The sequence below is a fragment of the Rhizobium sp. BK275 genome (assembly GCF_014193555.1).
Lineage (GTDB): Bacteria > Pseudomonadota > Alphaproteobacteria > Rhizobiales > Rhizobiaceae > Rhizobium.
Window position 1 is genome coordinate 31,187 of sequence record NZ_JACHZL010000013.1, and the last position, 24,878, is coordinate 56,064.

General features: G+C 61.4%; 22 protein-coding genes. 13 read left to right on the forward strand and 9 right to left on the reverse strand.

Annotation, left to right across the window (positions count from 1 at the left end):
* Positions 1–177 precede the first annotated feature (177 nt).
* The 5 genes from FHT82_RS29855 (at position 178) to FHT82_RS29875 (ending at position 6,463) form a co-directional block, all read left to right on the forward strand.
* A complete protein-coding gene (locus FHT82_RS29855) occupies positions 178–813 on the forward strand; it encodes a hypothetical protein (protein WP_183736330.1) in 636 nt (211 codons plus the stop codon).
* Positions 806–2,899 carry a hypothetical protein gene (locus tag FHT82_RS29860; RefSeq protein ID WP_183736331.1) on the forward strand — a complete coding sequence of 698 codons (2,094 nt, stop codon included), beginning with the start codon at positions 806–808 and terminating at the stop codon, positions 2,897–2,899. Before FHT82_RS29855 ends, FHT82_RS29860 begins: the two co-directional genes overlap by 8 nt.
* Positions 2,880–3,356, forward strand: coding sequence for a hypothetical protein (locus FHT82_RS29865; RefSeq protein ID WP_183736332.1), 477 nt, complete (start codon positions 2,880–2,882; stop codon positions 3,354–3,356). The genes FHT82_RS29860 and FHT82_RS29865 overlap by 20 nt, the downstream gene beginning before the upstream one ends.
* On the forward strand, positions 3,349–3,858 hold the full coding sequence (locus tag FHT82_RS29870) for a hypothetical protein (RefSeq protein ID WP_183736333.1): 510 nt from the start codon (positions 3,349–3,351) through the stop codon (positions 3,856–3,858). Before FHT82_RS29865 ends, FHT82_RS29870 begins: the two co-directional genes overlap by 8 nt.
* 67 nt (positions 3,859–3,925) lie before the next feature.
* A complete protein-coding gene (locus FHT82_RS29875; protein WP_183736334.1) occupies positions 3,926–6,463 on the forward strand; it encodes a hypothetical protein in 2,538 nt (845 codons plus the stop codon).
* Between the two features lie 42 nt (positions 6,464–6,505).
* Here the strand turns inward: FHT82_RS29875 and FHT82_RS29880 are convergent, their stop codons facing one another.
* The 4 genes from FHT82_RS29880 to FHT82_RS29895 all read right to left on the reverse strand — a co-directional run bounded on the left by FHT82_RS29880 (position 6,506) and on the right by FHT82_RS29895 (position 9,931).
* A complete protein-coding gene (locus FHT82_RS29880) occupies positions 6,506–8,173 on the reverse strand; it encodes an alpha/beta-hydrolase family protein (RefSeq protein WP_246698271.1) in 1,668 nt (555 codons plus the stop codon).
* A gap of 199 nt (positions 8,174–8,372) precedes the next feature.
* A complete protein-coding gene (locus tag FHT82_RS29885) occupies positions 8,373–8,750 on the reverse strand; it encodes a hypothetical protein (RefSeq protein WP_183736335.1) in 378 nt (125 codons plus the stop codon).
* Complete coding sequence (locus FHT82_RS29890; protein ID WP_183736336.1) at positions 8,747–9,172, reverse strand: class I SAM-dependent methyltransferase; 426 nt, start codon at positions 9,170–9,172, stop codon at positions 8,747–8,749. The genes FHT82_RS29885 and FHT82_RS29890 overlap by 4 nt, the downstream gene beginning before the upstream one ends.
* 189 nt (positions 9,173–9,361) lie before the next feature.
* The gene (locus tag FHT82_RS29895) at positions 9,362–9,931 is read right to left on the reverse strand and encodes an acyltransferase (RefSeq protein WP_183736337.1); all 570 of its coding nucleotides are present in this window, start codon (positions 9,929–9,931) and stop codon (positions 9,362–9,364) included.
* Positions 9,932–10,229: 298 nt separating this feature from the next.
* Between FHT82_RS29895 and FHT82_RS29900 the strand changes: the two genes are divergently transcribed.
* Both FHT82_RS29900 and FHT82_RS29905 read left to right on the forward strand, forming a co-directional pair.
* Positions 10,230–11,849 (forward strand): hypothetical protein, encoded by a 1,620-nt coding sequence (locus tag FHT82_RS29900; protein ID WP_183736338.1) that lies wholly within the window; start codon positions 10,230–10,232, stop codon positions 11,847–11,849.
* Positions 11,850–11,950: 101 nt separating this feature from the next.
* Positions 11,951–12,259: a hypothetical protein gene (locus tag FHT82_RS29905; protein WP_246698272.1), complete on the forward strand. Its 309-nt coding sequence runs from the start codon at positions 11,951–11,953 to the stop codon at positions 12,257–12,259.
* Between the two features lie 64 nt (positions 12,260–12,323).
* On the opposite strand, the gene FHT82_RS29910 is transcribed toward FHT82_RS29905, so the two are convergent.
* Positions 12,324–12,995, reverse strand: coding sequence for a VOC family protein (locus FHT82_RS29910; RefSeq protein ID WP_183736340.1), 672 nt, complete (start codon positions 12,993–12,995; stop codon positions 12,324–12,326).
* Between the two features lie 113 nt (positions 12,996–13,108).
* A complete protein-coding gene (locus tag FHT82_RS29915; protein WP_183736341.1) occupies positions 13,109–14,026 on the reverse strand; it encodes a LysR family transcriptional regulator in 918 nt (305 codons plus the stop codon).
* A 116-nt stretch (positions 14,027–14,142) separates the two neighbouring features.
* Between FHT82_RS29915 and FHT82_RS29920 the strand changes: the two genes are divergently transcribed.
* The gene (locus FHT82_RS29920; RefSeq protein ID WP_183736342.1) at positions 14,143–15,021 is read left to right on the forward strand and encodes an aldo/keto reductase family oxidoreductase; all 879 of its coding nucleotides are present in this window, start codon (positions 14,143–14,145) and stop codon (positions 15,019–15,021) included.
* Between the two features lie 261 nt (positions 15,022–15,282).
* Positions 15,283–16,275 carry a carbon-nitrogen hydrolase family protein gene (locus FHT82_RS29925; RefSeq protein WP_183736343.1) on the forward strand — a complete coding sequence of 331 codons (993 nt, stop codon included), beginning with the start codon at positions 15,283–15,285 and terminating at the stop codon, positions 16,273–16,275.
* A gap of 57 nt (positions 16,276–16,332) precedes the next feature.
* Here the strand turns inward: FHT82_RS29925 and FHT82_RS29930 are convergent, their stop codons facing one another.
* The 3 genes from FHT82_RS29930 to FHT82_RS29940 all read right to left on the reverse strand — a co-directional run bounded on the left by FHT82_RS29930 (position 16,333) and on the right by FHT82_RS29940 (position 18,026).
* The gene (locus FHT82_RS29930; protein WP_183736344.1) at positions 16,333–16,857 is read right to left on the reverse strand and encodes a hypothetical protein; all 525 of its coding nucleotides are present in this window, start codon (positions 16,855–16,857) and stop codon (positions 16,333–16,335) included.
* A gap of 14 nt (positions 16,858–16,871) precedes the next feature.
* Positions 16,872–17,585 carry a hypothetical protein gene (locus FHT82_RS29935; protein ID WP_183806163.1) on the reverse strand — a complete coding sequence of 238 codons (714 nt, stop codon included), beginning with the start codon at positions 17,583–17,585 and terminating at the stop codon, positions 16,872–16,874.
* Positions 17,586–17,681: 96 nt separating this feature from the next.
* Complete coding sequence (locus tag FHT82_RS29940; RefSeq protein ID WP_183736346.1) at positions 17,682–18,026, reverse strand: hypothetical protein; 345 nt, start codon at positions 18,024–18,026, stop codon at positions 17,682–17,684.
* A gap of 74 nt (positions 18,027–18,100) precedes the next feature.
* Between FHT82_RS29940 and FHT82_RS29945 the strand changes: the two genes are divergently transcribed.
* The 4 genes from FHT82_RS29945 to FHT82_RS29960 are packed head-to-tail and all read left to right on the forward strand — an operon-like array spanning position 18,101 to position 24,689.
* Positions 18,101–19,264: a hypothetical protein gene (locus FHT82_RS29945; RefSeq protein WP_183736347.1), complete on the forward strand. Its 1,164-nt coding sequence runs from the start codon at positions 18,101–18,103 to the stop codon at positions 19,262–19,264.
* Entirely contained in the window at positions 19,210–20,520 is a 1,311-nt protein-coding gene (locus FHT82_RS29950) for a hypothetical protein (RefSeq protein WP_183736348.1), read from the forward strand. The genes FHT82_RS29945 and FHT82_RS29950 overlap by 55 nt, the downstream gene beginning before the upstream one ends.
* Before the next feature lie 23 nt (positions 20,521–20,543).
* A complete protein-coding gene (locus tag FHT82_RS29955) occupies positions 20,544–24,383 on the forward strand; it encodes a hypothetical protein (protein WP_183736349.1) in 3,840 nt (1,279 codons plus the stop codon).
* A gap of 54 nt (positions 24,384–24,437) precedes the next feature.
* Complete coding sequence (locus FHT82_RS29960; protein WP_183736350.1) at positions 24,438–24,689, forward strand: hypothetical protein; 252 nt, start codon at positions 24,438–24,440, stop codon at positions 24,687–24,689.
* The last annotated feature ends 189 nt before the right edge of the window (positions 24,690–24,878 follow it).

Sequence of the window (24,878 nt, forward strand, 5' to 3'; positions counted from 1 at the left end):
GACGAGCGCAGGTTGCGTGCTGGCTCTCAGTGCAGGAGTCCTCTCGGCTTGCCGACGCAAGCCGGCTGGATTCCTGTGACATCCCTCGTGCCAGCACGAGGAGGGAATGAGGGAGGAGAGATTTCACCCCCACAACCATCTCCACGTTAGCCCTACCCCAACTCAAGAGGTTGGTTCATGGCTACCGTTGTCTCTATCTGCAATCTCGCCCTTTCCAATATCGGCAAGGACAATATCAACGATCTCACCGAAAAGAGCGCCGAGGCGCGCGCCTGCAATCAGTTCTATGCGCAGACGCGCGATGTGCTCCTGCAGTCCTTTCCTTGGGCTGCGGCCGGCAAGACGCTGGCGCTGGGCGCGCTGGACAATGACAAGCCGGGCGTCTGGCGCCATTCCTATGCGCGGCCGGCCGATTGCCTGCAGATCCGCTGGATCAGGCCGCGATATTCCGCTGATGCTGCTGCCCCGCCGGAGACGCTCAACCCCGATCTCGACGAGGCCGGGCGCGAGATGCAATACCCTTACGCGCTCGAGGGCGACCGGCTCTATTGCGATCTCTCGCCCGCACTCCTGCGCTATACCTGCCGCCTGACCGACCCGACGACATATGCACCGCTCTTCATCGAGGCGCTCTCCTGGCATCTCGCCGTCCGTCTCGCCATGCCGCTGACGCGCGATCCGAAGATCCGCGCCGATGCGATGGCGCTCGCCCAAAGCAGCCAGCGGGCCGCCGAACAGGCCGAGGCCAATCAGGTGAGGCACACGAGCGAGAATTTCGTCAGCGAACTGATTGCGGTGCGCGCCCATGGCTGATTTCCGCGCCTATCAACCCTCGTTCACCGCCGGTGAACTCTCGCCCGCACTCGGCGCCCGCGTCGATCTCACCAAATACCAGAGCGGCCTGCGCACGGCGCTGAATGTCTTCGTCCATCCGCATGGCGGTGTGTCGAACCGGGCCGGGCTGCAATTCATCCACGAGATCAAGGACAGTTCGAAACAGGCCCGGCTGATCCGCTTTCAGTTCAACACCGAACAGACCTATATCCTCGAATTCGGCCACCAATATATCCGCATCTTCCGCGATGGCGGGCTGGTGCTCTCGGGTGCCGCCCCCTACGAGGTCGCGACCGCCTATACTGATAATGACGTGCAGGACCTCGTCTTCGTGCAGGAAGCCGACGTGCTCTATCTCTGCCACGTCAATCATCCCGTGCGAAAGCTCGGGCGCCTCGCCGACAACAACTGGACGCTGACGTCAGTCCTGTTCAAGCCGCTGATCAATCCGCCGGCAGGCACACCATCCGTCACCAAGCCCGGCGATACATCAGGCAAGCCGGGCTATGTGGCAGCCACATACCGCTATCGGGTCTCCGCCGTGGCCGACAGCGGCGAGGAAAGCCTGCCGTCCAACGCCGGCGCCGTCGTCAACGACCTCGCCATTCAGGGCGGCATCAATCGTGTCACCTGGGCGGCGGTGTCAGGTGCGGCGCGCTACATCGTCTACCGCGACGACAACGGCATTTTCGGCTATGTCGGCGGCACGACCGGCCTGACCTTCGATGACGAGAATATCACGCCCGATCTCTCCGACACGCCGCAAACGGGCCGCAACCCCTTCAATGCGGCAGGCGATTATCCGCGCTGCGTGACCTTCATCGAACAGCGCCTCGCCTTTGCCTCGACGCAAAACGACCCGCAGGCCGTCTGGCTCAGCCAATCCGCCAATTACGAGAATTTCGGCGTCTCCTCACCCGCCAAGGCAAGCGATGCCGTGACCTTCCGCATCCGCGCAAGGCAGGTGAACGAGATCCGCTCGATGATCTCGGTGCGCGGGTTGCTGCTGCTGACGTCAGGTTCCGAATGGATCGTCACCGGCGGTTCGACTGCCGATGCGATCTCGCCCTCCGCCATCAAGCTCGATAACCAGGGTTATCGCGGGGCCGCCAAGGTGCAGCCGATCGTCGTCGGCAATACGGTGCTTTTTGCCCAGCGCCTTGGCGGCGTGGTGCGCGACTTCTCCTATGACTATACGCAGGACAGCTACGTGGGCAAGGATCTGACCATCCTCGCCCGCCACCTCTTCAAGGGCCGCGAGATATCAGCCTGGGATTATGCGCAGGCACCGGATTCCGTCGTCTGGGTGGTGCTCGACGACGGCGCCCTGGTCTCGCTCACCTACATGAAGGAGCAGGATGTCTGGGCCTGGACACGCCACGAAAGCGGTGCCGATGCCTTTTTTGAGGATGTGACCGTCATCGAGGAGAATGGCGAGGACGTGCCCTATTTTATCGTCCGGCGCACGATCAACGGCACGCAAAAGCGCTATATCGAACGGCTGCACAGCCGCGCTTTTGAGGATGTGCAGGATGCCTTCTTCGTCGATTGCGGACTGACCTATTCCGGCTCGCCGGCCACTGTGCTGAATGGGCTTGGCCATCTCGAAGGCCAATCCGTCGTGGCGCTTGCCGATGGCAATGTCGTGCGCAATCTCACCGTCACAGGCGGAGCCGTGCGGCTGCAGAGCGCGGCGACGAAAATCCATATCGGCCTGCCGGTGACGGCGGCAATCCAGACGCTCGATCTCGATGTCGGCCAGGTGCAGGGCCTCGGCACCGTGCAGGGTCGCACCAAATCCGTCTCCGAAGTGACATTCCGCGTGGAAAACACCCGCGGCATCTTCACCGGTCCTGCCGATGGCGAGCGCGATGGCAATGTGCTGGTGGAATACAAGCAGCGCCGCAACGAGAACTGGAACGAGGCAATCAGCCTCTATACCGGCGATCTCACCATCACCCCCTATTGGGACTGGAATACCAGCGGTGCCATGTGGGTAAAGCAGTTCGACCCGCTGCCGATGACTATCCTCTCCATCATGCCGGATGTCACCCTTGGCCGCTGAGATTGCGATCACGCCGGCGAGACCCGGCCATATCAGAGAGATTGCCGCGCGGATGCGGACGGCAGACCGCGAAGAAGTCTTCGCCGCCTCGGGTCGCTCACCACTGTCTGCCCTTTCCTTCTCCTACCGCCATTCTTCGCTTGCCTGGACGGCACTTTTCGATGGCCGGCCGGAGGTGATGTGGGGTGTCGGTGACATCAATATCCTCACCGGCATCGGCGCGCCCTGGCTGCTCGGCACCGATGCGGTGGAAGAGAATTTCCGCGCCTTCCTGCGGATCTCGCGCGATTGGCCGGCTCAACTGTTGAGCCGCTATCGCTTGATCAGAAACTTCGTGGATGCACGCAACATGGTCTCGCTCCGCTGGCTCGAATGGCTGGGCTTCCGGCTGTTCGAACCGGTCGAGATCAACGGCCATCCATTCCACCTGTTCGAAATGGGAGACGCGGATGTGTGATCTTGGTCTGGCGCTGACATTGGGCTCGACGCTTCTGGGTGCCGCCGGCCAGGTGCAGCAGGCGAAGGCGACGGCGGAAGCCAACAAATATAACGCCCAGGTCGCCGAAATGAATGCGCAGATCGCCGACAAGCAGGCGAAGGATGCGATCGAGCGCGGCAAGCAGGAAGAGCAGCAAAAGCGTCTGCAGACCGCGCAGCTTGAGGGACGCCAGCGCGCCGCGATCGCCGCAGACGGCGTGGACCTAACCTTCGGCTCGCCGCTCGACACCATCGTCGACACCGCCAAGATGGGCGAGATCGATGCGCTGAACGTGCGCACCAACGCCTATCGCGAAGCCTATGGCTACAAGGTGCAGGGCACCAACCAGCTGGCCAGCGCCAAGCTCGACCGCATGCGCGCCGATGCTGCCGTCAAGGGAGGCTATCTCGATGCTATCGGCACCGTGCTCGGCGGCACCGGCAAGGTTTACACGCAGGGCAAGGCCCTGGGTTATTTCTGAGCAATTCCAGCAAAAGTGTGCCGCGGTTTTGCGTCCGGAATTGCGGTGAAAAAGAAGTGAGGGTTTGATGCCGACTGTTCCGACTTACCAGGATACGCAACAGCACGTGGCACTGCGCCCCGAATATACCGAGGGCTTCACGGTGAAGGCCGATGCCGAGGCTTTCGGCTCCGCCATCGGCAAGGGCATGCAGGGGCTGGCAACCGCCATGGGCACGCTCGGCGAGGCCGTGGTCGAGGTGGAGAAGCTTGATAATGCCAATGCCGCCAAGGATGCGCAGACGAAGCTCAACGACTGGCAGCGCGACGGGCTTTACGGCAAGAGCGGCTTCCTGACGCTGACCGGCCGCGCCGCCGTGGAAGGCCGCGCCGCCTTCGAAAAGCTGGCCGAGCAGAAACGCGCCGAATTCGGCAAGGGCCTGACGCCGGGTGCCGCGCGCACCTACGAAGAGACCAGCCGCGCCAGCATGAACGCGCTGCTGGACAGCACGATCCGCCACACATTCGACCAGCGCAAGGCGTGGTTTGCCGAGACCTCAGCCAACAGCATCAAATCCGCCGGCGCCGGCGCCGTCGCCGTCTACAGCGATCCGGCCAAGGTGGATGCCGAGATCGGCAAGGGTGTGGCGGAGATCGAGCATCAGGGCCATATGCAGGGCTGGAGCCAGGAAAGGCTCGAGCAGGAACGCGCCCGGTTCGTCTCCGACACGACGAAGAATGTCGCCCTTCGCATCGCCAATGACAGCGCCATCAAGGCCGAGCAATATGTGAAAGACGCCGGCGACCGGATGCTGCCGGCCGACAGCACCGCCCTGCTGAAATCGCTGCAGCCCGCCGTCACCGAGGAAAAGGCCAGGCAGAACACCACCGATATCATCGCCGGCCGGCCGCCGACCTATACCGGTGTGCCTGATGCCAATACCGCCCCCACAGCGGCCACCGCAAACGCCGATAGCAGTACAGGCGGCCAGCCGCAGACCGGCAGCCCGGTTCAGCCCTCCACAGCAGGCGCAAGAACCACCGGCCTCGAAACGGATGGCGCCGGCAGCAGAACCGGGGGAGCCCGCACACTTGGCGCGCAGCCTTCGGCGGGCAAGACCGCAGCCCCGCAAATCGCCCGCGCTCAAACAACTGGCCAGCGACCCGCCGGCCCGCAGGTATCGACCACTCAGATCCCGCCGCGCCAGCCGAGCGGCCCGGAGGATTTCCGCACCGTTGCCGCCACGCTTACCTTCCCCGGCAAGGCGAAGGACGATCTGGCGGTGGCGAGTTTTGTCAGAAATGCCGCCGGCACCACAGTCGCCCCGTCGCTCCAGCCCTGGTTGACCGATGTCACGGGAGCTATCCTCGGCACGGCCGCAGGCCCCGCCGGAAGCACTGCGGCCGATGCCACAAGCTTCCGCCATTTCGGCCTGCCGACGCAGACACCCCGCCCCGGCGACATCGTCGTGCTCGGCCTGCCTCAAAGCAAAGGCGCCGGGAAGAACGGTGGCAACGCCCCTGATGATCGCGAGAAGGGCCAGATCGGCATCTTCCGCGGCTACGATGCCGACGGCAACATCCTCGTGCTCGGCCGCGATCCCAGACGCGCCGGCGAAACCGTGCTGACGGCCCACGCCGCAAGCCAGGTCATCGGCTTCCGCACATCCGGCACCGTCGACGAGAAGACCATGACCTTGCCGAACTACAATCCCGAGAGCTTGCGCAGGATCGAAGAAAGCCTGAACAGCATCGCCGACCCCGCCTTGCGCGCCGCCACCGAGGCACAGCTGAACGGCTATACCGTCTCGCTGAAGAAGGCGATCGACGCCCAGCGGGTGCAGGTGCAGGAATGGGCCAATAACCAGGTTATCGCCGACCCGAGCTTCGACCCGACGAAACTGCCCGTCCACATCCAGCAGGCCATCGGCCCATCCGGCATGCTGACGCTGCGCGACTACAAGGAAAAAGTCCGCGCCTACGGCCAGCCGGCGACGAATACGCAGACGCTCTACGACCTGCAGACCGAATTCGCCAGGGATCCGGCCGCCTTCTCGCAGATCGATCTCCTTGGGTATCGCTCCAAACTCTCCGACAAGGACTGGGAAAAGGTCACCGGCTGGCGGCAGATGGCCCTCACCGACCAGCGCAAGGCCCGCCTCGAAAGCCTGGATCTCAAGACCGCCTTCGAACTCGCCCGCCCGCAGCTCGAAGGCCTCGGCCTCATCGACACCAATCCCGGCTTCTTCTCATCCGGCGACGCTCCCCGCCGCGCCGCCCAATTCCAGACCATGCTGGTCGACCAGATGGACGAGTTCAAAACCACCCACAACGGCCAGAACCCGCCCCAGAGCGACGTCCAGAAAATGATCAATCGTCTGCTGCTGCCGATCGTTATCAGCACGCCAAGCCACGGCCGCGGCCTGCCGGCGAGCGAGCAACCGGGCTATCTCTTCGAAGCCAACAGCCGCGCCAACGACGCGACCTACGACATCACCGTGCAGTACGAGGATATTCCGCGGGATCTGAGGTTGGCGATCGAGGCTGACCTGAAGAAACGCAACGGCAAGCAGCCAACGCCGGGAGAAATTGCGAATGAATATGAGCTATTTATTCTCAATCGCTGACCTGATGCGTCAGAAAAAACGTCGAGCCATGACCAGTCTCGATCAATCACTCACTTCGATCGGCGGAGCGCTCTCGAAATGCTGCTTCAGCCGCTCGATCTCCTCAGCCGACCAGCCGGGCGGCTCCGTGACCGCCAACCAGGCATCGATATAGTGCTGCGGCGCATAGACATGGCCGTAGCCCATCGGCGACGTGGTGGCGATCATGGCGTCGAAGCCGAGCTGCAGGGCGGTGACGATCGGAAACCATTGAAAATGCGGTGAGACATCCGGGCCGCGCTGCCCCTTCATCCAGTCCGGCTCCCGATAGAGCGCCCGCCAGTCGAAAAAGGTTACGGGGTCGCTGGCATATTGCAGGAAGACGATGCGGACCGGCCCCCAGGCGGCACCGGCAGTGGTGGCAGACGTCCACTGATTGGAAAACCGGATCATGCTGCCATCGCGAAATTGCGGCAGCCAGGCCGGCGATCCCGGATTGCGATTTGCGGTCAGATAGGACCACGTGGCACTCGCAAAGGGCGGCCCGCTCCACAGCGCCCCCTGGAACGGATCGTCAAACACCTCGAAGAGATTGACGGACGATTGCGAATTCAGCGCCCCGAGGCTGAGGCCATGCAGATAGAGTTTCGGGCGATGATCGCGCGGCAGCGTGCGCCAATAGCCGTAGACCTCCCGAAACAGCGCCCTTGCCGTATCGGACCCGTATTCCGGCTCGACCATCAGTGACAGCCAGCTGCTGAGATAGGAATATTGGATCGCGACGCTGGCGACATCGCCGCGCAGCAGATATTCGACCGTATCCAGCGCTTCCGGATCGACCCAGCCGGTTCCCGTCGGTACGACGACGATCAGGGAGGGTCGCTCGAATGCGCCCTGGCGCTTAAGTTCGGCAAGCGCCAGGCTTGCGCGCGCCTCCGCACTGTCTGCGCTGTTGAGGCCGACATAGACCCGGATCGGATCCTTTACGGGAGAGTTCAGGAATGCGCCAATCTGCTCACGCGTCGGGCCAGAGGTGATGAAATGACGGCCGCGTCGTCCGAGCTCCTCCCAGTTGACGAGCGAGACCGCACTTCCCGTTTTGGCCGGGTCGTCTGGCATCGGCGTATCGTCGTCAATCAGCGCATCGGCCTCCCGGAAGGAGGAATCGACGACGCGCAGCGCGACATGGAACAGCACACCGTCGACGACAGTCCAGAAGGCGAAGGCCGAAATCAGGATCGCGGCAAGGGCGGCGATCCGCCTTGGAACGATACGGCTGGCGCGTTCATAACTCGCAAGCACCACCATCTTGAAAAGCCGGCCGATCGCGACGAGCAGGATGAAGGCCACGGCTGCGGTGAGGATCAGCAGGAAGGGCTCGATCGTGGCATTGGGCGGAAGCTGCATCAACGCCCGGACCGAATTCTGCCAGGATGACGCCTGCCACACGAAAAACGCCGCGATCAATACGCCGGCTATGACCGCGACCGATCGCACTATCCATCCGGGGCGGAACCGGAGCGACGGGATCTCGAGATAGATCCAGAGCCATTGCAGGACGACACCGCAGAAATAACCGACCGCAGCGCTCGTACCCGACAGGGCACCCTGCACGAACCACGACCGCGGCATCAGGCTCGGCGTCAGCGACAGGCACAGGCAAACCAGCGCGAAGAAAAGACCCGGCCACGAAAGCGGCCTGACGGAAACGATCGCCTGATATCGCATCATTGCCCTCACACCATGCCGAATGCTGCACCTCCCTGTTTTATGTCAGGTTTTGCATACAATCCAGAAGCGATGTGTGGTTGTATGGCAGGCTGTAGGATTTGTCAGATGATGGCAGGCTGATATCACCCGAAATCGCATCATCGAAAGATATGAGCAGCAGACGCGCGATCCCTCTTACTCGCCGGATCTCCCGGTCAATTCAATGTCTAACCAACTGGGAAAGCCTCTGCTTCAGAAGATATGCAGTGTCGAAAACGACCGATGCCATGCTGCCGGAGCCTCTTTTCCGAGCTATCAATTGGTGGGTTACGTCGAGCAAGTTCTCTTGAGACATGCCCCTCGCTACAGCTGCGGCCCCAAATGGGTGGCGTAGCAAACTCGCATCTTCCTTCAGGATTTCATTTCGAAGAACGCGCAAGCCTGCGAGCTTCGCACAGGCCTCAATGTAATCCGTTGAGGGGCGCATATTGAAAAAGGACGGATTGAGCATGTACGCGACCTTCGCCCTGGCACGCTCTTCTGTGGGGTAGAGATTGTTATTGATCGCTATCTCGGCAATCTCGTCGGGAGACTTCACAAGGTGGATCCAGGGCCATTTGAGGAACTCACCATATGGTGGCCGCCGGGCGACTGCCAAAGCGGGGATGCGAGGGAATATATGATGCCGCCCTTGCGCACCACTCGCGCCATTTCGGAGAACGCCGCCTCCACGTTGGGGACGTGTTCCATCGTCGCATAGCAGTACACCAGATCGAAGGATTCATCTGCGATCGAACGCATGTCTTCCGCGCTCTCGCAGAGATATTTTACTTTCGGGTGCGTGAACTCGCTTCCGACTTCTTCGATTACATCGAGGCCCAAAACCGCCTTGGCGCCAAACTCGACAAAATAGGAACAATCGTTGCCGGTGTTGGCCCCCACCACAAGTACATCCGGATGCCTGATCGTCAGATGCTTCCATGCGGAAGCCGCGTTGTGCCTATTATAATCCACGTTCATCCCCTACCCACCAGAAGGTATTACTATCCACGAGACCGCCAAAACACAACGGTAGATGGCAATTTCGACTTGGGATGGGCAAAACGTCGATCCAGTATCCGATTGCTGGGCAGGAGGTTTCAGCAGAAAGGCTCGGTGGCCGGCCTTGCCGGGCAGTAGCGACATAATAATGGCTCGCGTGACGTGCAGTTAGGTTCGATATTTGACGACCTTCGCAGGTGAGCCAACAGCAATCGCGTATTCCGGGATATCGGATATCACGACAGAATTGGCGCCGATTACAGCACCTTTTCCTATCGTTACGTTCATCAGAATCTTTGCCCCCACTCCAATCCAGACATCGTCTCCAATCTCTACGAAGCCGATGTCTGCCCGCTGCAGGCGCATTAGAGTATCGCGTTTTGTGCCGTGGCTGTGATCGGTGATCTGGACATCTGATCCGATCAATACATCGCTTCCGATGCGAATGAGGTTCTTTGCCGTGACAATGTTTCGTCGGCCTATGACCGTATTGTCACCGATAAATACCTTTGGCTCCGGCATTGTGAGTTGGAAGAAAGAATAGTCCTGGATCGTGACATTATCCCCAACCTCCAAGACTGCATGCTCAACTATCAGGAACTCCGCGCGACGCTTCACGACCAAGTTTCTACCCGCCCTGGTGAAATAGCGAGCCCGTTTATAAGCGGTCACCAGCTTCTGAATGATGCCGCCTCGATTTCTATAGGATGCTCTGTCTTTTGTCGCACGCGCTCCCATCGGGAAAGGTGCTTTCAGCCTGACGAGTTAGCTATTACCAGAACTGCCAGACCCATCATGGGTTGAACTGGCGCTGGCATCTTAGAAGTAAAATCGAGTATGCCCTTTACGATTGTTCGACGACAGCGCTTGGCCCCGTCCGTTCGATCTTGCCCCTCATTCAGAGTCGGCTTGCTACTCCAACGATCCGTCGCCCTGCTTCCATCTTTAAGCGCTTGCCCGCCGCGCTGCGTTTTCGGCAGGTCAGGTAAACAACCTTTTTACGCCCATGATCGGCAAAAAAATAAGGCACAACGACATGACCATATCGAGTGAAGTAAATCGATCCGGCCCTTATGACGCAAACGGCATAACGACGGCCTTCGAATACAAGTTCAAGATCCTTGAACCCCAGCATCTGCAGGTGATCCACACGGATTCCTCGGGCACGGATTCAATCCTGATGCTCGATGCCGATTACACCGTGACCGGAATTGGCAACGATGGCGGCGGCAGCGCGCTCATCACCCCTGCCCCGGCCGAAGGCAGCCGGATAACCCTGCTGCTGGACGTGCCCTTCACCCAGGAAACCGACCTGGAAAACCAGGGCGCGTATTATGCCGAGACCGTCGAGCAGGCGCTCGACCTGATCGTGATGCGGCTTCAGCAACTGAAGGAACGGGCGGCCCGCGCCATAACCATTCCGCCGTCCTTCGATTCGGCGACGATCGACAAACTCATCGCAGATGTTCTGGCGTTGAGCAACAAAGGCGATGCGCTGGAGGCTGTTGCCGCTGTCTCGCACTATCTGGAGGCTGTGGCCGATCTTGCCGATGACATTCCCGATGTTGCCAGCTTGACGCAGACCACCCAGCAGAAGGCCGCGGAAGCCGCGCAGTCGGCCGCGGACGCAAATGCCAACGCCGGGGTTGCGACCGCTTACGCGACGAATCCGGAAGATGTTGCGGTTCCAGGTTCGGGCGGGCTGTTTTCCGCCTTTCATTGGTATCGGAAGACGCTGGCAATCTACGACACCGTTGCCAATACTCTCGCCGGCTGGCTGCACGGCGCAGCGGCAAAAAGCGACATCATGGATACAGACGAATTCGCCATTGCCGACAATGCGGCAGGCTGGGGACTGAGAAAGGTTCTGGCGGGCAGCATCGTCAAATATGTGGCCCGGGCGCTGGACCTGGACTTCATGGTCGGGTTCATCCCGGCCTGGGCCAGCACCACGTCCATCTCGATTGGTCCCGGCGTCGGTTTCTTTGGTGGCAAGAGGCACGCTACTACGGTTGATACCACGAGGCAGCTTTCGGCCACCTTTGGTACCGGCACCGGTTTCCTCGACACAGGCGTGGTGCAAGCCTCCAAGACCTATTTCATATACGCCATCAGGAACCTCGACACGGGTGCTACCGACTTTGTGGCCTCTCTTAGCGCTATAGAAGGGGGCGTGTCGTTGACCAACCTAACGGGCTGGGAGCTACTCTCTGGTAGTCGTGTGGGCATCCTATTGACCAATGCCAGCGCGCAAATCCACCGGTTCAAACAAACCGGGAACTTCGTCCAGACAGTCGCATCAAACGAGGTTAATACCTCGGCTGCCTTCACGAACGACAACATGAGGTTTGCCTTCTGGCCTGTCGGTGTTCCGGTCCTGGGGCGAGCAAACAGCAGCATCGTCGCCAACAGTAATAACGGCGTTATTACCCTCAAAGGCGGTGTTGCGACGGCTGCTGACGCAGTGGGGGAGAGCGAACTGCTCGTTCAAGCCAACAACGGGACCGGCACTATCGCCATCACCGATACATGGGACATCCACACCCGAACTGATGGGACCTTTCGCCTTGTGGGGTCAAGCGCGGGCGGCAGCATTAACATCAGCATTTCATCATCCGGATGGACTGACTACACCTGCAAGAGGCTACTGGGATGACCATAGTTTACGTTGACCGAGATAATGATGGGAATATTAGGGGAATTTATGCCTGCGATCAGATTGGGCTTTCGCTCACTCCTCGCGACGACCAGGATCCATTGATTGCCAAATTCCTCCGCGACCCCTTCGGCCTCGAAGATGCCTTCCCCCCTCTCAAAAAATGGCAGCTCTGGCTCGCCGCGCTCGAGCTTGAACCGCCGATTTTCAAGACCGATGTTCTCTCCACCGTCAACGACATGGCCGGCATGTCTGGGAAAGACAAGGAAACCGTTCGGATCATGATCGAGGATGCCCAGGAATATTCCCGTGAAGACTCCCGCATCGATCTGCTCGCGGCAGCCATGGGCATTCCGCCGAACCAGATGGACGACCTCTGGAAATGGGCGGCCCAGATCGAGCCTATCTGACGCGGGTTCACGTAAAATAGCCAGCGGGACCAGCCCATCCCGCCGGCCCCGCTTGGCAATCATCTCACAGCGGCAACGGCCTGCCCGTCTGCTCGGCCATCATGTATTCCGCATACCAGTCCGGCCAGTTCTCGTCGTGCTTTCCACCATTGCGCTTCTCATGCTCTCCATGCGCCTCGGCCGCCCGGCGCAATCCCGCGGCGAGGTCCTTCGCCGTGCCGAAGGCGGCGAGGTCGGAGGTGATGCGGCCGGGCAGCCGGGCGGTGATTTCCTGGAAGAGCCAGCCATTGCCGTCAGGGTCGCTGAAGGCCGCGAAGGAACGGTAGCTGCCTCGGTCCGGATCGCGGCCGCTGACCCGACGCCGGCCGAAAAGATAGGGCACGTCAGGGCCGCTATAGACTTCACCTTCGGGATGAAAGGCCTCGCTGACCTCGACGCCGCGCTCGCGTAGCTCCTTGCGGGCGGTCTCTATGTCGGACACGATGAGATAGAGGCCCTGCGCGGAGCCGGGCGCTGCCGGTGTCACGTTCTTCCCGAAGATGACGGATGCTTTCGAGCCCGGAGGGGTGAACTGGATCACCCGATAGTCATCGCCTGAGGAATAATCGGCATCGAGGCGCCAGCCGAGCCCGCCGTAAAATGCCTTGGCCCGGTCGACATCCGAAACGGGTACGACAATGATCTCCAGCTTCATCTCGCTGGTGCCGTTGCCGGTCATAGTGCTTGCGCTGCTCATGATCTTCCCCCTTCCCATCGTCACGACGATGGTGTTGATGATGATGATGACGGCGATGCGGCGAAGGCATCGCCGGCACCCACTCTACCACGTTGCGCGCCGGCGATCTCCGCTCACCCCCCTCGCGGCATAGCCTTGATGAAATCGATGAAGGCGCGCAGCGGCGCCGGCACCAGCCGCCGGCCGGGATAATAGAGGAAGGGGCCGGAAAAGCTCTCCCACCAGCCCTCCAGCACCGGCTCCAGCGCGCCACTTGCAAAATAAGGCCTGAGCCAATCCTCGAAAGTGAAGACGACGCCGGTTCCGGCAATGGCCGCATCGACGGCGAGATCCGTGCCGCCGCCATTCTGGACGATCAGCGGGCTCGGCGGATCGACCCTGACGATCTCGCCATTGCGCTCGAATTCCCAGACCGGGATGGCGCGACCGGCAAAGCGCCCGCGGATGCAGGCATGCTCGAGCAGATCGCGCGGATGATCCGGCCGCCCGTGTTCGGCGAGATAGGCTGAGGATGCACCACCGGCAAAACGCTGGCGGCGTGGGCCGATCGGCACGGCGATCATGTCCTGCTCCAGCCGCTCGTCGTATCGAATGCCGGCATCGCAGCCGGCGGCGATGATATCGACGAAATTCTCTTCGGTGACGATTTCGAGGCGGATGTCGGGATAGGCTTTCAGAAACGCCGGCACGATGCGCGGCAGCACCAGCCTTGCGGCGCTGACAGGCACATTGAGCTTCAGCGAGCCGGCCGGCCGGTCGCGAAAATCCTTGACGAAATCGAGCGCCGCATCGATCTCGCCGAAGGCAGGACCCAGCCGCTCCATCAAGCCGCGGCCGGCCTCGGTCGGCACCACGCTGCGCGTCGTGCGGTTGAAGAGCCTGACACCAAGTTCCGCCTCGAGCCGGCGCACCGCATCGCTGAGTGCCGACGAACTCATACGGCTCATCCGCGCCGCCTCGCGAAAACCACCGGCCCTTGCGACGGCGAGAAAGGCGCTGACATCGCTGATCTCGGGCACACCCTGTTTCATAGTCCCACCCCGTTCATTGTCCTGTATTCCGGACAGCCCGTCCGGATTATAGCCGATTGTCCGAATAGCGATACGGGCCTATCTCCTCCTTGGCTTTCAATCGGAGATGAGATTTCATGTCTACTGTCGAAAAATCCGGAACCTTCAAGCTCGGCGACCGCACGGTCAAGCGGCTCGGCTATGGCGCGATGCAGCTCGCCGGCAAGGGTGTCTTCGGCCCGCCGCGCGATCGAGACGAAGCCATCGCCGTTCTGCGCGAGGCGGTCGAAAGCGGCGTCAACCACATCGACACCAGCGATTTTTATGGACCCTTCGTCACCAATGAGATCATCAGGGAAGCGCTGCACCCCTATAAGGACGATCTCGTCATCGTCACCAAGGTCGGCGCGCTGCGTGGGTCCGACGCCTCCTGGAACCCGGCCTTCTCCAAGGCAGAGCTGACCGCTGCGATCCACAGCAACCTGAAAAACCTCGGCCTCGATGTGATCGAGGTGGTCAACCTGCGCGCCATGTTCGATGTGCACGGCCCGGCCGAAGGCTCGCTCGAAGCGCCACTCACGGTTCTCGCCGAGTTGCAGCAGCAGGGCCTGATCAAGCATATCGGCCTGTCGAATGCCACGGCAAAACAGGTGGATGACGGCCGCAGGATCACGGAGATCGTCTGCGTCCAGAACCAGTACAACCTCGCCAACCGCGACGATGACGCGCTGATCGACAAGCTTGCCGCCGAAGGCACCGCCTACGTGCCCTTCTTCCCGCTCGGCGGCTTCTCGCCCCTGCAGTCCTCGACGCTCTCAGATGTCGCCACCCGCCTCGATGCCACACCTCTGCAGGTGGCACTCGCCTGGCTCCTGAAGCGCGCACCGAACATCCTCCTGATCCCCGGTACGTCCTCGCGCGGCCACCTCAGGGAAAATCTCGCAGTGGCCGAGATCGAACTGTCGCCCGAGGTGATGGCGCAACTCGACGGCATTGCCGCAGCGAAAGGCGCCTGACCCCACGTAAGGAACCGAAACGCGGCGGATCACCTGCCGCGTTTCGAAGCCCACATTGCGGCCCCTCCCCAGATTGACGAATCGCCACGGCATCGACATCTTTCTCGTCAGGCGTGGCCTGCGCCCAACCTCCAGCGATCCTCCCCGGCAGGGTCTTCAAAACGGAGGCAAAGGGACTTCCGTCTCGGGTTCGAAAACCTTGGTCCGATCGCTCGGGCGTGGTTGCCGGGGAACATGCGTCCGTGACGGAAAGGCCAGACAATGACCCAGAACGGAAATCTCAAACGCAGGGTTCGCGCTCGCGCTGCAAAAACCGGCGAATCCTATACTTCAGCCCTCAGCCACATCCGCAAACCAAAGCCGGATGAGCCCGCCGGCAAATCCCTGCGGCTGGCCGTGGCCCAGACCACTGTTTGCCTCGACCCGCGCGATGCCTCGGCATTCCGCGCCAACGGCGCCGAAATGCGCCACCTGATGCGCCAGGCGAGCAAAGCCGGAGCCCGACTGATCCACTTCCCGGAAGGTACAATCTGCTTTCCCAGCAAACGCCTCCTCTCCGAAATCGGCCCCAGGGAGATCGGCGCGGCCGATTGGAGCCGCTATCAATGGGAGGTTCTGCGCGAAGAGCTGGAAGAGACGAGAAAGCGCGCAAAGGAGTTGAAGCTCTGGACGGTCTTCGGCGCGCCGCACAGGCTGACCCCGCCGCACCGGCCGCATAACAGCCTCTATGTCATCTCAGACCGGGGCGAGCTGGTGACGCGTTATGACGAGCGCCTGCTCTCCCACACCAAGATTTCCTTTATGTATTCGCCGGGCAGAATCCCCGTCACCTTCGAGGTGGACGGCATGCGCTTCGGCTGTGCTGCAGGCATAGAGTCGCACTATCACGAGATCTTCACCGAATATGAGCGGCTCGATGTCGATTGCGTGCTCTTCTCCACATCGGGCGAAGTCCCCTCCGCCGCCCCTCCCTTCGCCGCTGAAGTCCTGGGAGTTGCGGCCAGCAACACATTCTGGGTGAGCTACGCTGCCCATGCGCCGCAAAGCGTCATCGCCCCCTGCGGCATCGCCGGCCCCAGGGGTCAGTGGGCGGCTCGTTGCTCGGATGATGGCAAACCTGGCATCGCAATCGCCGAAATCGCAACCGACCCGGCCAATCTCGCCCGCCCTTGGCGGCGCAACGCCCGGGGCGATCTCTACCGGCCGCATCAGATCGAGGGAGATCCCAGAAGCGACAGCCGCGAGGCTTTCTGAAGCGGCAGGGCAATTCCGGCAGAACCGTGCAGCGATTGTGCTGGAATTGCATGCTGCTTACTTCAGGAAAAGACCGGTCACGGCAAGCCCCGCGCTAACCCCGTAGATCAGCACCATACCTGCATACACGCAAGCGGTTGGAGATTCATATTCCCAGCCGGATGGTAGTTCCACAAATCCTGAGACTATGCATCCCACGAGACCGGTCATCAAAAAATGCCACTTGTCGATTGGTTTCTCATCCACGTCATCAGAAGGTCTGATCTCTCCAGGAGGGTGGAATTTTAGCCGAAACCGGTTTGTCGAAACAATGACCACCATCATGATGAGACCGGACCACCCAAGCCCCCGCCCCAGATAATCCGTCCGTTCATCGCTTATTGAGTGAGAAGCCAGATCCGCCTGCCAGAGGCATATGATGCACGTTACATAGACAAGGATCACGCCGGTCAGCACGCAGAAAAAGGCCAGCAGCGAATAGAGCTGCCCCTTCGGCAATAGCCGCGCCCAATATCTCGCCCCAAACCAAGCCGCCATGAAAGTGGGCACGAGGGTGGAGGCGAAGCCCAGATTGGAAGTCATGCGCGCTCGGCCCCCTAGCGCTGGTCGGGCGGCGACCAGCTCTTGCAGCCGTCACGGCAATATTGCGGGAAGGCCGCGCTCGCGCTTGCCGGTGTGGGGTAGATCGTGACGGTGGTGACATTCCCCGCCCTGCTGACTGAGACGAGAAACATTCCGGCCGGCAGGCTGTTGAGGTAGGCATCGCCATCGGGGAAGGCAGCACCCGGCCGCGGTGGTTTCGTCGCTCGGGAAGCAACGAAGCTGATTGTCTGCAGGCTCTGATTGTCCTTGGCCAGATAACCGGAAAACCGCCTCTTGGTCTCCTCTTCGCCGAGATCATGAACAGCTTTGACGATGTCGATCGTAACATTCCTGGTCACAAGATCGACAGGCACATCCTCGTTTTGATGGGAAAAGCCTGATGAACCGACGATCTCCCAGAAACTGTCGGCGCGATTGGGCGTGAACTGTCCGTAAAGTGCGCGGCCATCCAGCATGCCGATCCGGAACGTGCCGATCTGATCGCCGAACTCAACTTCATCGAAACACAGGCTTTTCCGCTCTCCGACATCGCAGGCATACCAGCCCTGCTGCGACAGGATGCCCTCATAGCCGTCCCCTACCCGCACGCCGAATATGAACTCTGCAGGCCCGCCATTTTCAGGCTCCACCGCGTGGGAAGCCGATGGCAGGGAAAACAGAAACAGGCCAACGCCCGCAGCCCCCAGCCGACGAACGAAGTTCCTCAAAAACATGCCCCTCACAGACCACCCCTGACGCCAGCAGGCGCTTCCGTCATTTCTGCCTCGTGCGGCATCCATCTGCCGCCATGACGCATCACGTCTCTATCGAAAATCGTTCAGATGATTGAGGTCGCCGAGATAGCCGAGGCCCGATAGCGCGAGCACGGCGATCAGGCCTGACAGCACGCCGGCAAAGCGATCGCCGCTCTTGCGCCTGATGAAGCGAACGATGAAGAAAACGATAAGGCCGACGACAAATGACGGCAGCGAGCCGCCGATGATCTCGCCGATAAGTCGTCCCCCCTCCGCCGCCGGATAGGCCGTCGCCGCTACGAAACGGCGCACCAGGCTGCAGACCAGTGCGACCGCCGCCAGGATCGCAATTCCCGCTCCCATACCACCTTTGCTGCTGGCCGAAGCCCCACGCATATCAGTCCCGTTTACCATCTGCATTTCTCCCCAAATTTATAAAACAACCGTTCCGCACCTACCCCTGTCTCTCTGCCGAACGGGAGACAGACATGGACAGCATGCAGGACAATAGCGCCCTGTCGCGGAAGCGGGACCAGCAGGCCGCAGCCACCGCAAGCAGCATTATTCAATCCTCGGATGAAAATCCAGATGAGGTTGCGGAAAATCTTAGTCTCGCGCGTAAGTTATCGGAAACGACCGGAAAAACCGTCCCCCCACAGATGATCACGGGGAATCGCGAGTTTGTTCAGGGAATTATCGACGCCGAACGCAACAGACTGGTTCTGTCGATGTCGCCGCGGACGGCGACCTGGTGTAGCGAGAATCCCACGGCCGCTCTTCTGGCGAAGGATGATGTCTACAACCTATGCTCCTTCGAGGAGATGGCGCAAAGGTTCGGCCAGATACCGAAGGCTTTCGGTGACGTACGGCTTTCAAAACAGCCCCCCACCGAACCGACCGCAAATCCTGAAGCTCCACGGTCTGCGCCCACCGTGAGCCCAAGCGCGCCGCAACAGGCGCCGAACTCATATCCCCTGGCCCCCGACACTCAGTCCACGAATGCTGCGCACGAAAATGCTGGCTCGGTCCCGCAGCCTGCATCTCCGCCGGCCGATCCAGCCGGTTCAAAAACGTCCCCTTCCGATCCGCTGGAAGCCCAGCCCCAAGCGCAACCTGCCGTTCAACCCGCAGGCGCCGCCGCACCGGCCACGGGAAATGCTCCGGCCGCTGTTGAGGACACTCGCAGCGATGAAACCAAGGCAAGGGATGCCCTCATCGAAGAGATCGCCAACGCGGCAAATTTGACCGATGAACAGGCTGCCGCACTCTTACAGAAAATTATCTCCCAGGAAGCGCTCGATCCCTATAACGCGAAATTCTATCTGGATGCCGTGCGGACAAATGGGGCTACCTCGGATGAGGTCTTCACGTACTTGGCACATTCGTCCAGTTCGACCGTCCAAAGGACCAAGGAATTCGGGCAGAACCTGGTGGAGGTTCCGAAGGGCGCTGCCAGCGCCGCCGTGACCGCAACCGGCCGTATCGTCGAAGGCACCGGCAGCTTATGTACGTCCCCAAATCGGAGGAGGAGCTCGCCCGCATTGACAGGATCTCCAAAGCAGCAAGCCTTTCAGACAAGGATTATGCCCTGCTGGACATGGAACTTGACAAGCTGTCGTGGTTCCAAGCGGCAACTGCCAAAAGAGTCTTGAGGGACGTTCGAGCAGGACGCCTGACCGCCGACCAGGCAAAGGCACGGTTCGACTCCACGTGGGACAATCTTTCCCAATACCTTCAGACCCAGGGTGCCCACGTTGGAGACTATGGCGAAACCATTTTTCGTCCGGCAGCTGGCTATGAGAACAGCTGGGGTCGCATGACCGGCGAAATATTGGGCGCCAATCTTCCCAACATTGTGGCAACCGTAACGGTTGGACGCTTCGCCGGTACCGGAGTGGAATTCCTGCGCGCTGCCGGGGACGGTGCTGCTGCCGCGAGAAAAGCCAATCTCAGCGAAGGTCAGCAGAGCGTCGCGGCGTGGGCTTACGCCCCGACCGCACTTGCCGACAAGATCCCTTTCGACAGAGTGTCGTCGCCCGTCCTGAAGCGCGTGTATTTGAATTCGTTCCTGCAGAAATGGGTCGCCGTGGGCTTCAAGGAAGGTGGAGCACAGGCGTCACAGCTTGTCGCACAGAATGCGGTCAAGCACTATTTCATCGATCCGAAGCAGGAGTTCTCCGAGAAAGTTGCCGCCACCTTTGTCGCGGGAGGCGTTGCCGGCATCGGCAAGGAAATCATCCAGGATGCCGCCACTGTGGCTTTGCGGATGCTCACGCGTGGTCGCGGGTCCCCGCACTTATCCATGTCCCGGCCCGAAGCGGCCGTTAAGGCCCGCCAAGACCTCGACGACATCGCAGCGACGGTGGAGGCGTCGAAATATCGCGTACGTGACCCGGAAGGCCATCGAGATTTCACCGCAAAAGTGCTGAAGGACACTCCCGCCGAATATGGCTACGCGTCGCACGAAGCTGTCGAGAAATATAGCAACGCGACAGGCAGGGATCCGTCCGGAAAAATCGGCACTCACGCCATGCAGGTGGCGAAAGATACCGGCAGTGATCTCAAATTCCCGATGAGCGGCTACTTAGTCCATTCCTCCCCCTCCAAGGCGGACGCGAACTTCAGGGACAGTATGCGCCTGGGCGCCGACGCCTTCAACCATTCCGAAGCCCTTGCTTCGCATATCGGCGTGCCTGCGCCCGGTCTCAATCCGAGAGTTAAGCAGAACGGCCCCTACATCGCCACTGGATACGTGGGCAACCAAAAGGTCGATGACTACGCGGCTTCGCATTCTCGCAATGCCGATCCCACCGCGAAGAAGATGGGGCGCATCGGAAGTTCAGGAAACACGCACCGCTACCCAGACGGGTTCAGCCTCAGGAGCCCCCACCAAACCCTTAACCGCTAGTCGATTTGCCGAGAGGATTCCCGTTGAACAATCTGACCGACGTTTCACCCACGAGCGACGTTCTGTCCGCTCAGCCTTTACCCGATAGCCAGACAGCGGAAGCATTTATTCCCAGCGCAACCAGCGCTCTCTTTACCCGTCCAGATCGTAATCCGCATTCCGTTCCGCGCATTCCGAACGGCGCCGACGGCGTGGCGATCCTCGACATTTTCCGCAAGCCGGATTTCTCCACCGTGCTGCGTGGAGCAAGCCGCTATTTCCTTCAAACCATGCAGGACATGGCGGCACACGATATCGCCATCGTGACCGAAGATTTCGCCCATCTCGAAAACTGGTGGCGCGAAAACGCCCGCGCCATTGCAGCCGATACCGCTCGCGCGGCATCCGGCATCAAAATCACCGCAAGAGACGTACTCGCCGCGCTCGATCGCGGCACCACCGGCAATCCCCGCAAGGACGCGGTCATCGACACCGCCATGCAGTCCCGTTTCGCCCACGCTGCCGAAACCTACCTCATCGAAGGCACAGCCCCATCACCCGAGATGCGCGGCGTCTTCGAACAATTCCGCGACTGGTTGCTTTCGATCTACCGCCGCCTCGTCGCCCTCGACATCTCCCTCGCCCCGGGCGTCGCAGCCATCTTCTTCCGAATGCTCGCCAGCGACACCGCAATCGAGATGGCCCTGCAGAATGTCGGCGGCGATGAGCCGGTCTTTGCCAATGCGCAAGATGCCGGCCTGACACAGCCGCACTACGACCGGCTGCTGAAGCTGCGCGCGCTGGCCTCACAGGAAGCAAAAGCCCGCCTTCTGCGCCAGATGATGGAGCTCGTGCGGCGAGAGGGGCAGAAGGCTTACAAGGCGGAAAAAGCCTCCGTGCAGCGCGCGGTGGAAAAGGAGATCGACGCCACCGGCCTCTACCGCGCCATCGAATGGATGGCGAACCGCCGCTGGCTGGATGAGGAAAATCCCGCGCCATCCGGTGACATAAGCTTCGACAAGGCGGCCCTTGAGGCCCGCTATGGCGCGGGCATTCTTGGCGCGTTGCCCCGCGGCAAGCACTCTCTTTATGCTGATGACGGCGGGCTCGATCCGGATATCGTCGCCGATCTCTTTGGCCTCGGCTCCGGTGATGAACTGGTGGCCGCCATGGCGCTGGCGCCGAACCGCGATGAGGCGATCGCCCTCGAGGTCGAGCGCGTGATGCTGCAGCGCCATGGCGACATGCTGATCGACGGCTCGGCCGAGGAGCGGGCGATCGCGGCCGTGCACAATGACAGGCGGGCCGAATGGCTGGCGGCCGAGCTTGCGGCCCTCGTCGAGGTCGGCGGCTCAGGCGATGGGCTGACAGCGAGCGAAGCCAGGGCCTATGCGCTGTCGGCGACTGCGGGCATGGAGGTGGCCGATGCCATGGACGGCGCGCGATTCCTCGCGGCCGGCCGGCGCACCGCGATCGAGGCTATCAGGCTGGGTGACGAATTGGCACAGGATGAGGCCTGGCGCGAGAGGGCAAACCGCAAAGCTGCCGGCGATGCAGACGCTGTCCCTCACGAACAGGACGAGCGTATCGCCAGGCTGATCACCGCCAAACGCCGCCAGCTTCTCAATCACGCGATCTATGCCGAAAGCCTCGACATTATCGGCGAGGTGGAGAAATTCGAAGCCGAAGCGGAAAGCCTCGCAAGCGGCCCCACGCGCGAAAATCTCGCCGCAGCCGTCCTTCGCGACAATGGCCGCATCGATTATCTCGGTGCGATCGACGCCCTGCTCGACCGCTACGGTCTCGGCGGCCGGGCGGATCGTCAGACCGGAGGTCAGCGGGGTGGACAGGGTGATCCGCGCATCGCCCTCAGAGACTATAGTCTCGCCATGAAGGCCGCAGGCCGGGAAAACGAGCTCGCCATTCCCGATAGTGTGCTGATCGGGTCCGGGCGCCAGTCCTACAAGGAGATCACGCTGGAGCGGTTCCGCGCCGTCGCCGCGGCGCTGACGAATCTCGAACATGCGGCCCGGCGCGCGGGCAAGCTGATCGATGCCGATCATGAAGCCGATGTCGAGGTGACTGTTGCAAGCCTCGTCGGTGCCCTGAAAAGGCCGCGGCCAGCCGGCCCGGCCAAAGGCGAGCGTACTCCCCTCGATCCGGCCCGTGCAGCGGATGCCCTGTTGCTTGAACTCGACGCCACCGCTGCCGGCCCAGCCCACAGGGCCATCAAGGCGCCGCTCGATGCCGCCGCAGGCCGCCTTGCGCAGCGCAAACAAAAGGCGGCGGCTGATCTGGAAGCGCTCTACGATGCCTATTCCGACGAGGAGCGACATCAGATGGCAAGCCGCCGCTATCTCCCGGCCCTCGGACAGTCCCTGTCGAAATGGGAGGCCATCGCCATTGCGCTGAATGCCGGTAACGAGGCCAACCGCCGGCGCCTGACGGATAGCCGCATCGAAGGCGCCCTGAACGAAGCCGGCCTCGCCGCCGTGCTCGCCTCGCTCGATGCGCGCGATGCCGGCTTCGTTCAATCCGTCTGGGATTATCTCGCCGCCTTCGAGCCCGATATCGCTGCCCGCGAAAAGCGTGTGACCGGCATCGCGCCGCAATGGGTGCAGCCCGTCTCCGTCGTCATCGCCGGCAAGGCGTTGAAGGGCGGCTATTATCCGCTGGCCTATGAGGGCGCGGATGCCGCCCCGGATCCGGCGCAGGCGCTTGCCGCCGGCCGTTTCGCCAAATCCGCAACCGAGGCCGGTCATGGCCGGTCCCGCATCGACCTCGCCGCCCGGCCGCTCGATCTCGACATCGCCGTCCTGCACCGGCACGTCAATCACCTCATCTACGACCTGGAATTCAGCGAGCCGCTCGCGAATGCAAGGCGCCTGCTTGCCGATGCCGGCCTCAAGACGGCCTTTGAGGAGACCGGCCGTGCCGCTGATCTGGAGGCCCTGCAGGCATGGCTCAGCGACACGGGCACCGGCGAATTGCGCTCCGCCGATCGCATCGGCCGGATGGCTCGCCTGGCAAAAAAGAATGTCACCGCCGTCAGCCTGGCGAATGATCTCGCGGCCTCGCTTTCAAGCCGCTACCGGCTCGCCGAGATCATCGCCGCCTCCGGCAGCGGCGATTTCGTGGCCGCGTTGCAGAATGCCTTCCGCCCCGGCATTATCGAGAAAGTCGCCGGCCGATTGCCTCTGATGGCCGACCGCGGTTTTTTCGGTGAGGCCCGAACGGCATGGGAAACGATGGCCGGCTGGCTTGAGGAAACGCTGCGACACCATCTCATCGAGATACCGGCCTGGCTCGCCTTTTATAACAAGGGCGTCGGCCAGTTCGCAGGGGATGAAGCGAAGGCTCTTGCCCATGCCGATGCCTGCATGCAGCAGGCAATACTGGATCCGTTCCCGGCCCATGACGGCAGCAACGAAACCCTGCTGCTCTTCAAGGCGCTGGGCGCGCATCTCGCCGCAAAATTCAAGGCCGCTGCCGAAGCCACCGGTCAGGATGCGGACACAGCAGCCCGGCAGGGCATTGCACTCGCCATGGATCTGACCGCACTCGCCATGAGCGATATGGTCTTTACCGCCGCCATCGGCGGGTACGACAACGGCCCTGCATGGCCGGCCTTCCTGGCCCAGCACACCGGCTATTCCGTCATGGCCGCCCTGCCCGCCATCCGCGATGCGGAAAAGCCGCTTGCCGGCACCGAGAGCGATGCCAGGGCGCTCATAAAGGCCATCCGCCCTCCGTCAGGCGACATCGGCATCGGCCATCAGCATGTCACCGGGATCCTCGAAGCCACCGGTCTCGCGGCGAAGTCGCCCGCCGATGAAATCCCCAGCAAGGTGGAGGCCGGGTTTGCGCGGATCGGCCAGCCGTGATTTTCGATTTCAACTCTTCGCACCCTATCCATGATGCCAAAAAGGAATGGCATCATGGATGAGACAACCCGCAACGAGCTTGAGAAGCTTCACAGCAGGATCGGTGACTTGAAGGAGCGTGTCGTCTCGCTGGAAGCGCAACAGCCGCATATCAATGCCGCCCTGCTGCGCATCGAAGGCAGCGTCGAAAAGCTCGCAAACCGCATCGGTAAGGCGCTCTGGGCCGTCGTCGCGATCGTGCTGACACCCCTCGCCGGTCTGCTGATCAAAGCGATCGCCTCAGGTGCGCTCGCCCGCTTTCTCTGAGGCAGGCGCAGCAGAGGTGTGGGGCAGTTTTTGTGTCCGTTACGCCCTAGATTGGTGTTGAACATCATCAAGCGTAGCAGATCCTCGGGACAAGCCCACTGCTGTCCGGTTTAAATATCTGGACAAGGCGCATGACATTGATTCTACTCTGTTTCAGACGTTTCGCGGCGTTCTGGACACGAGAAGGAG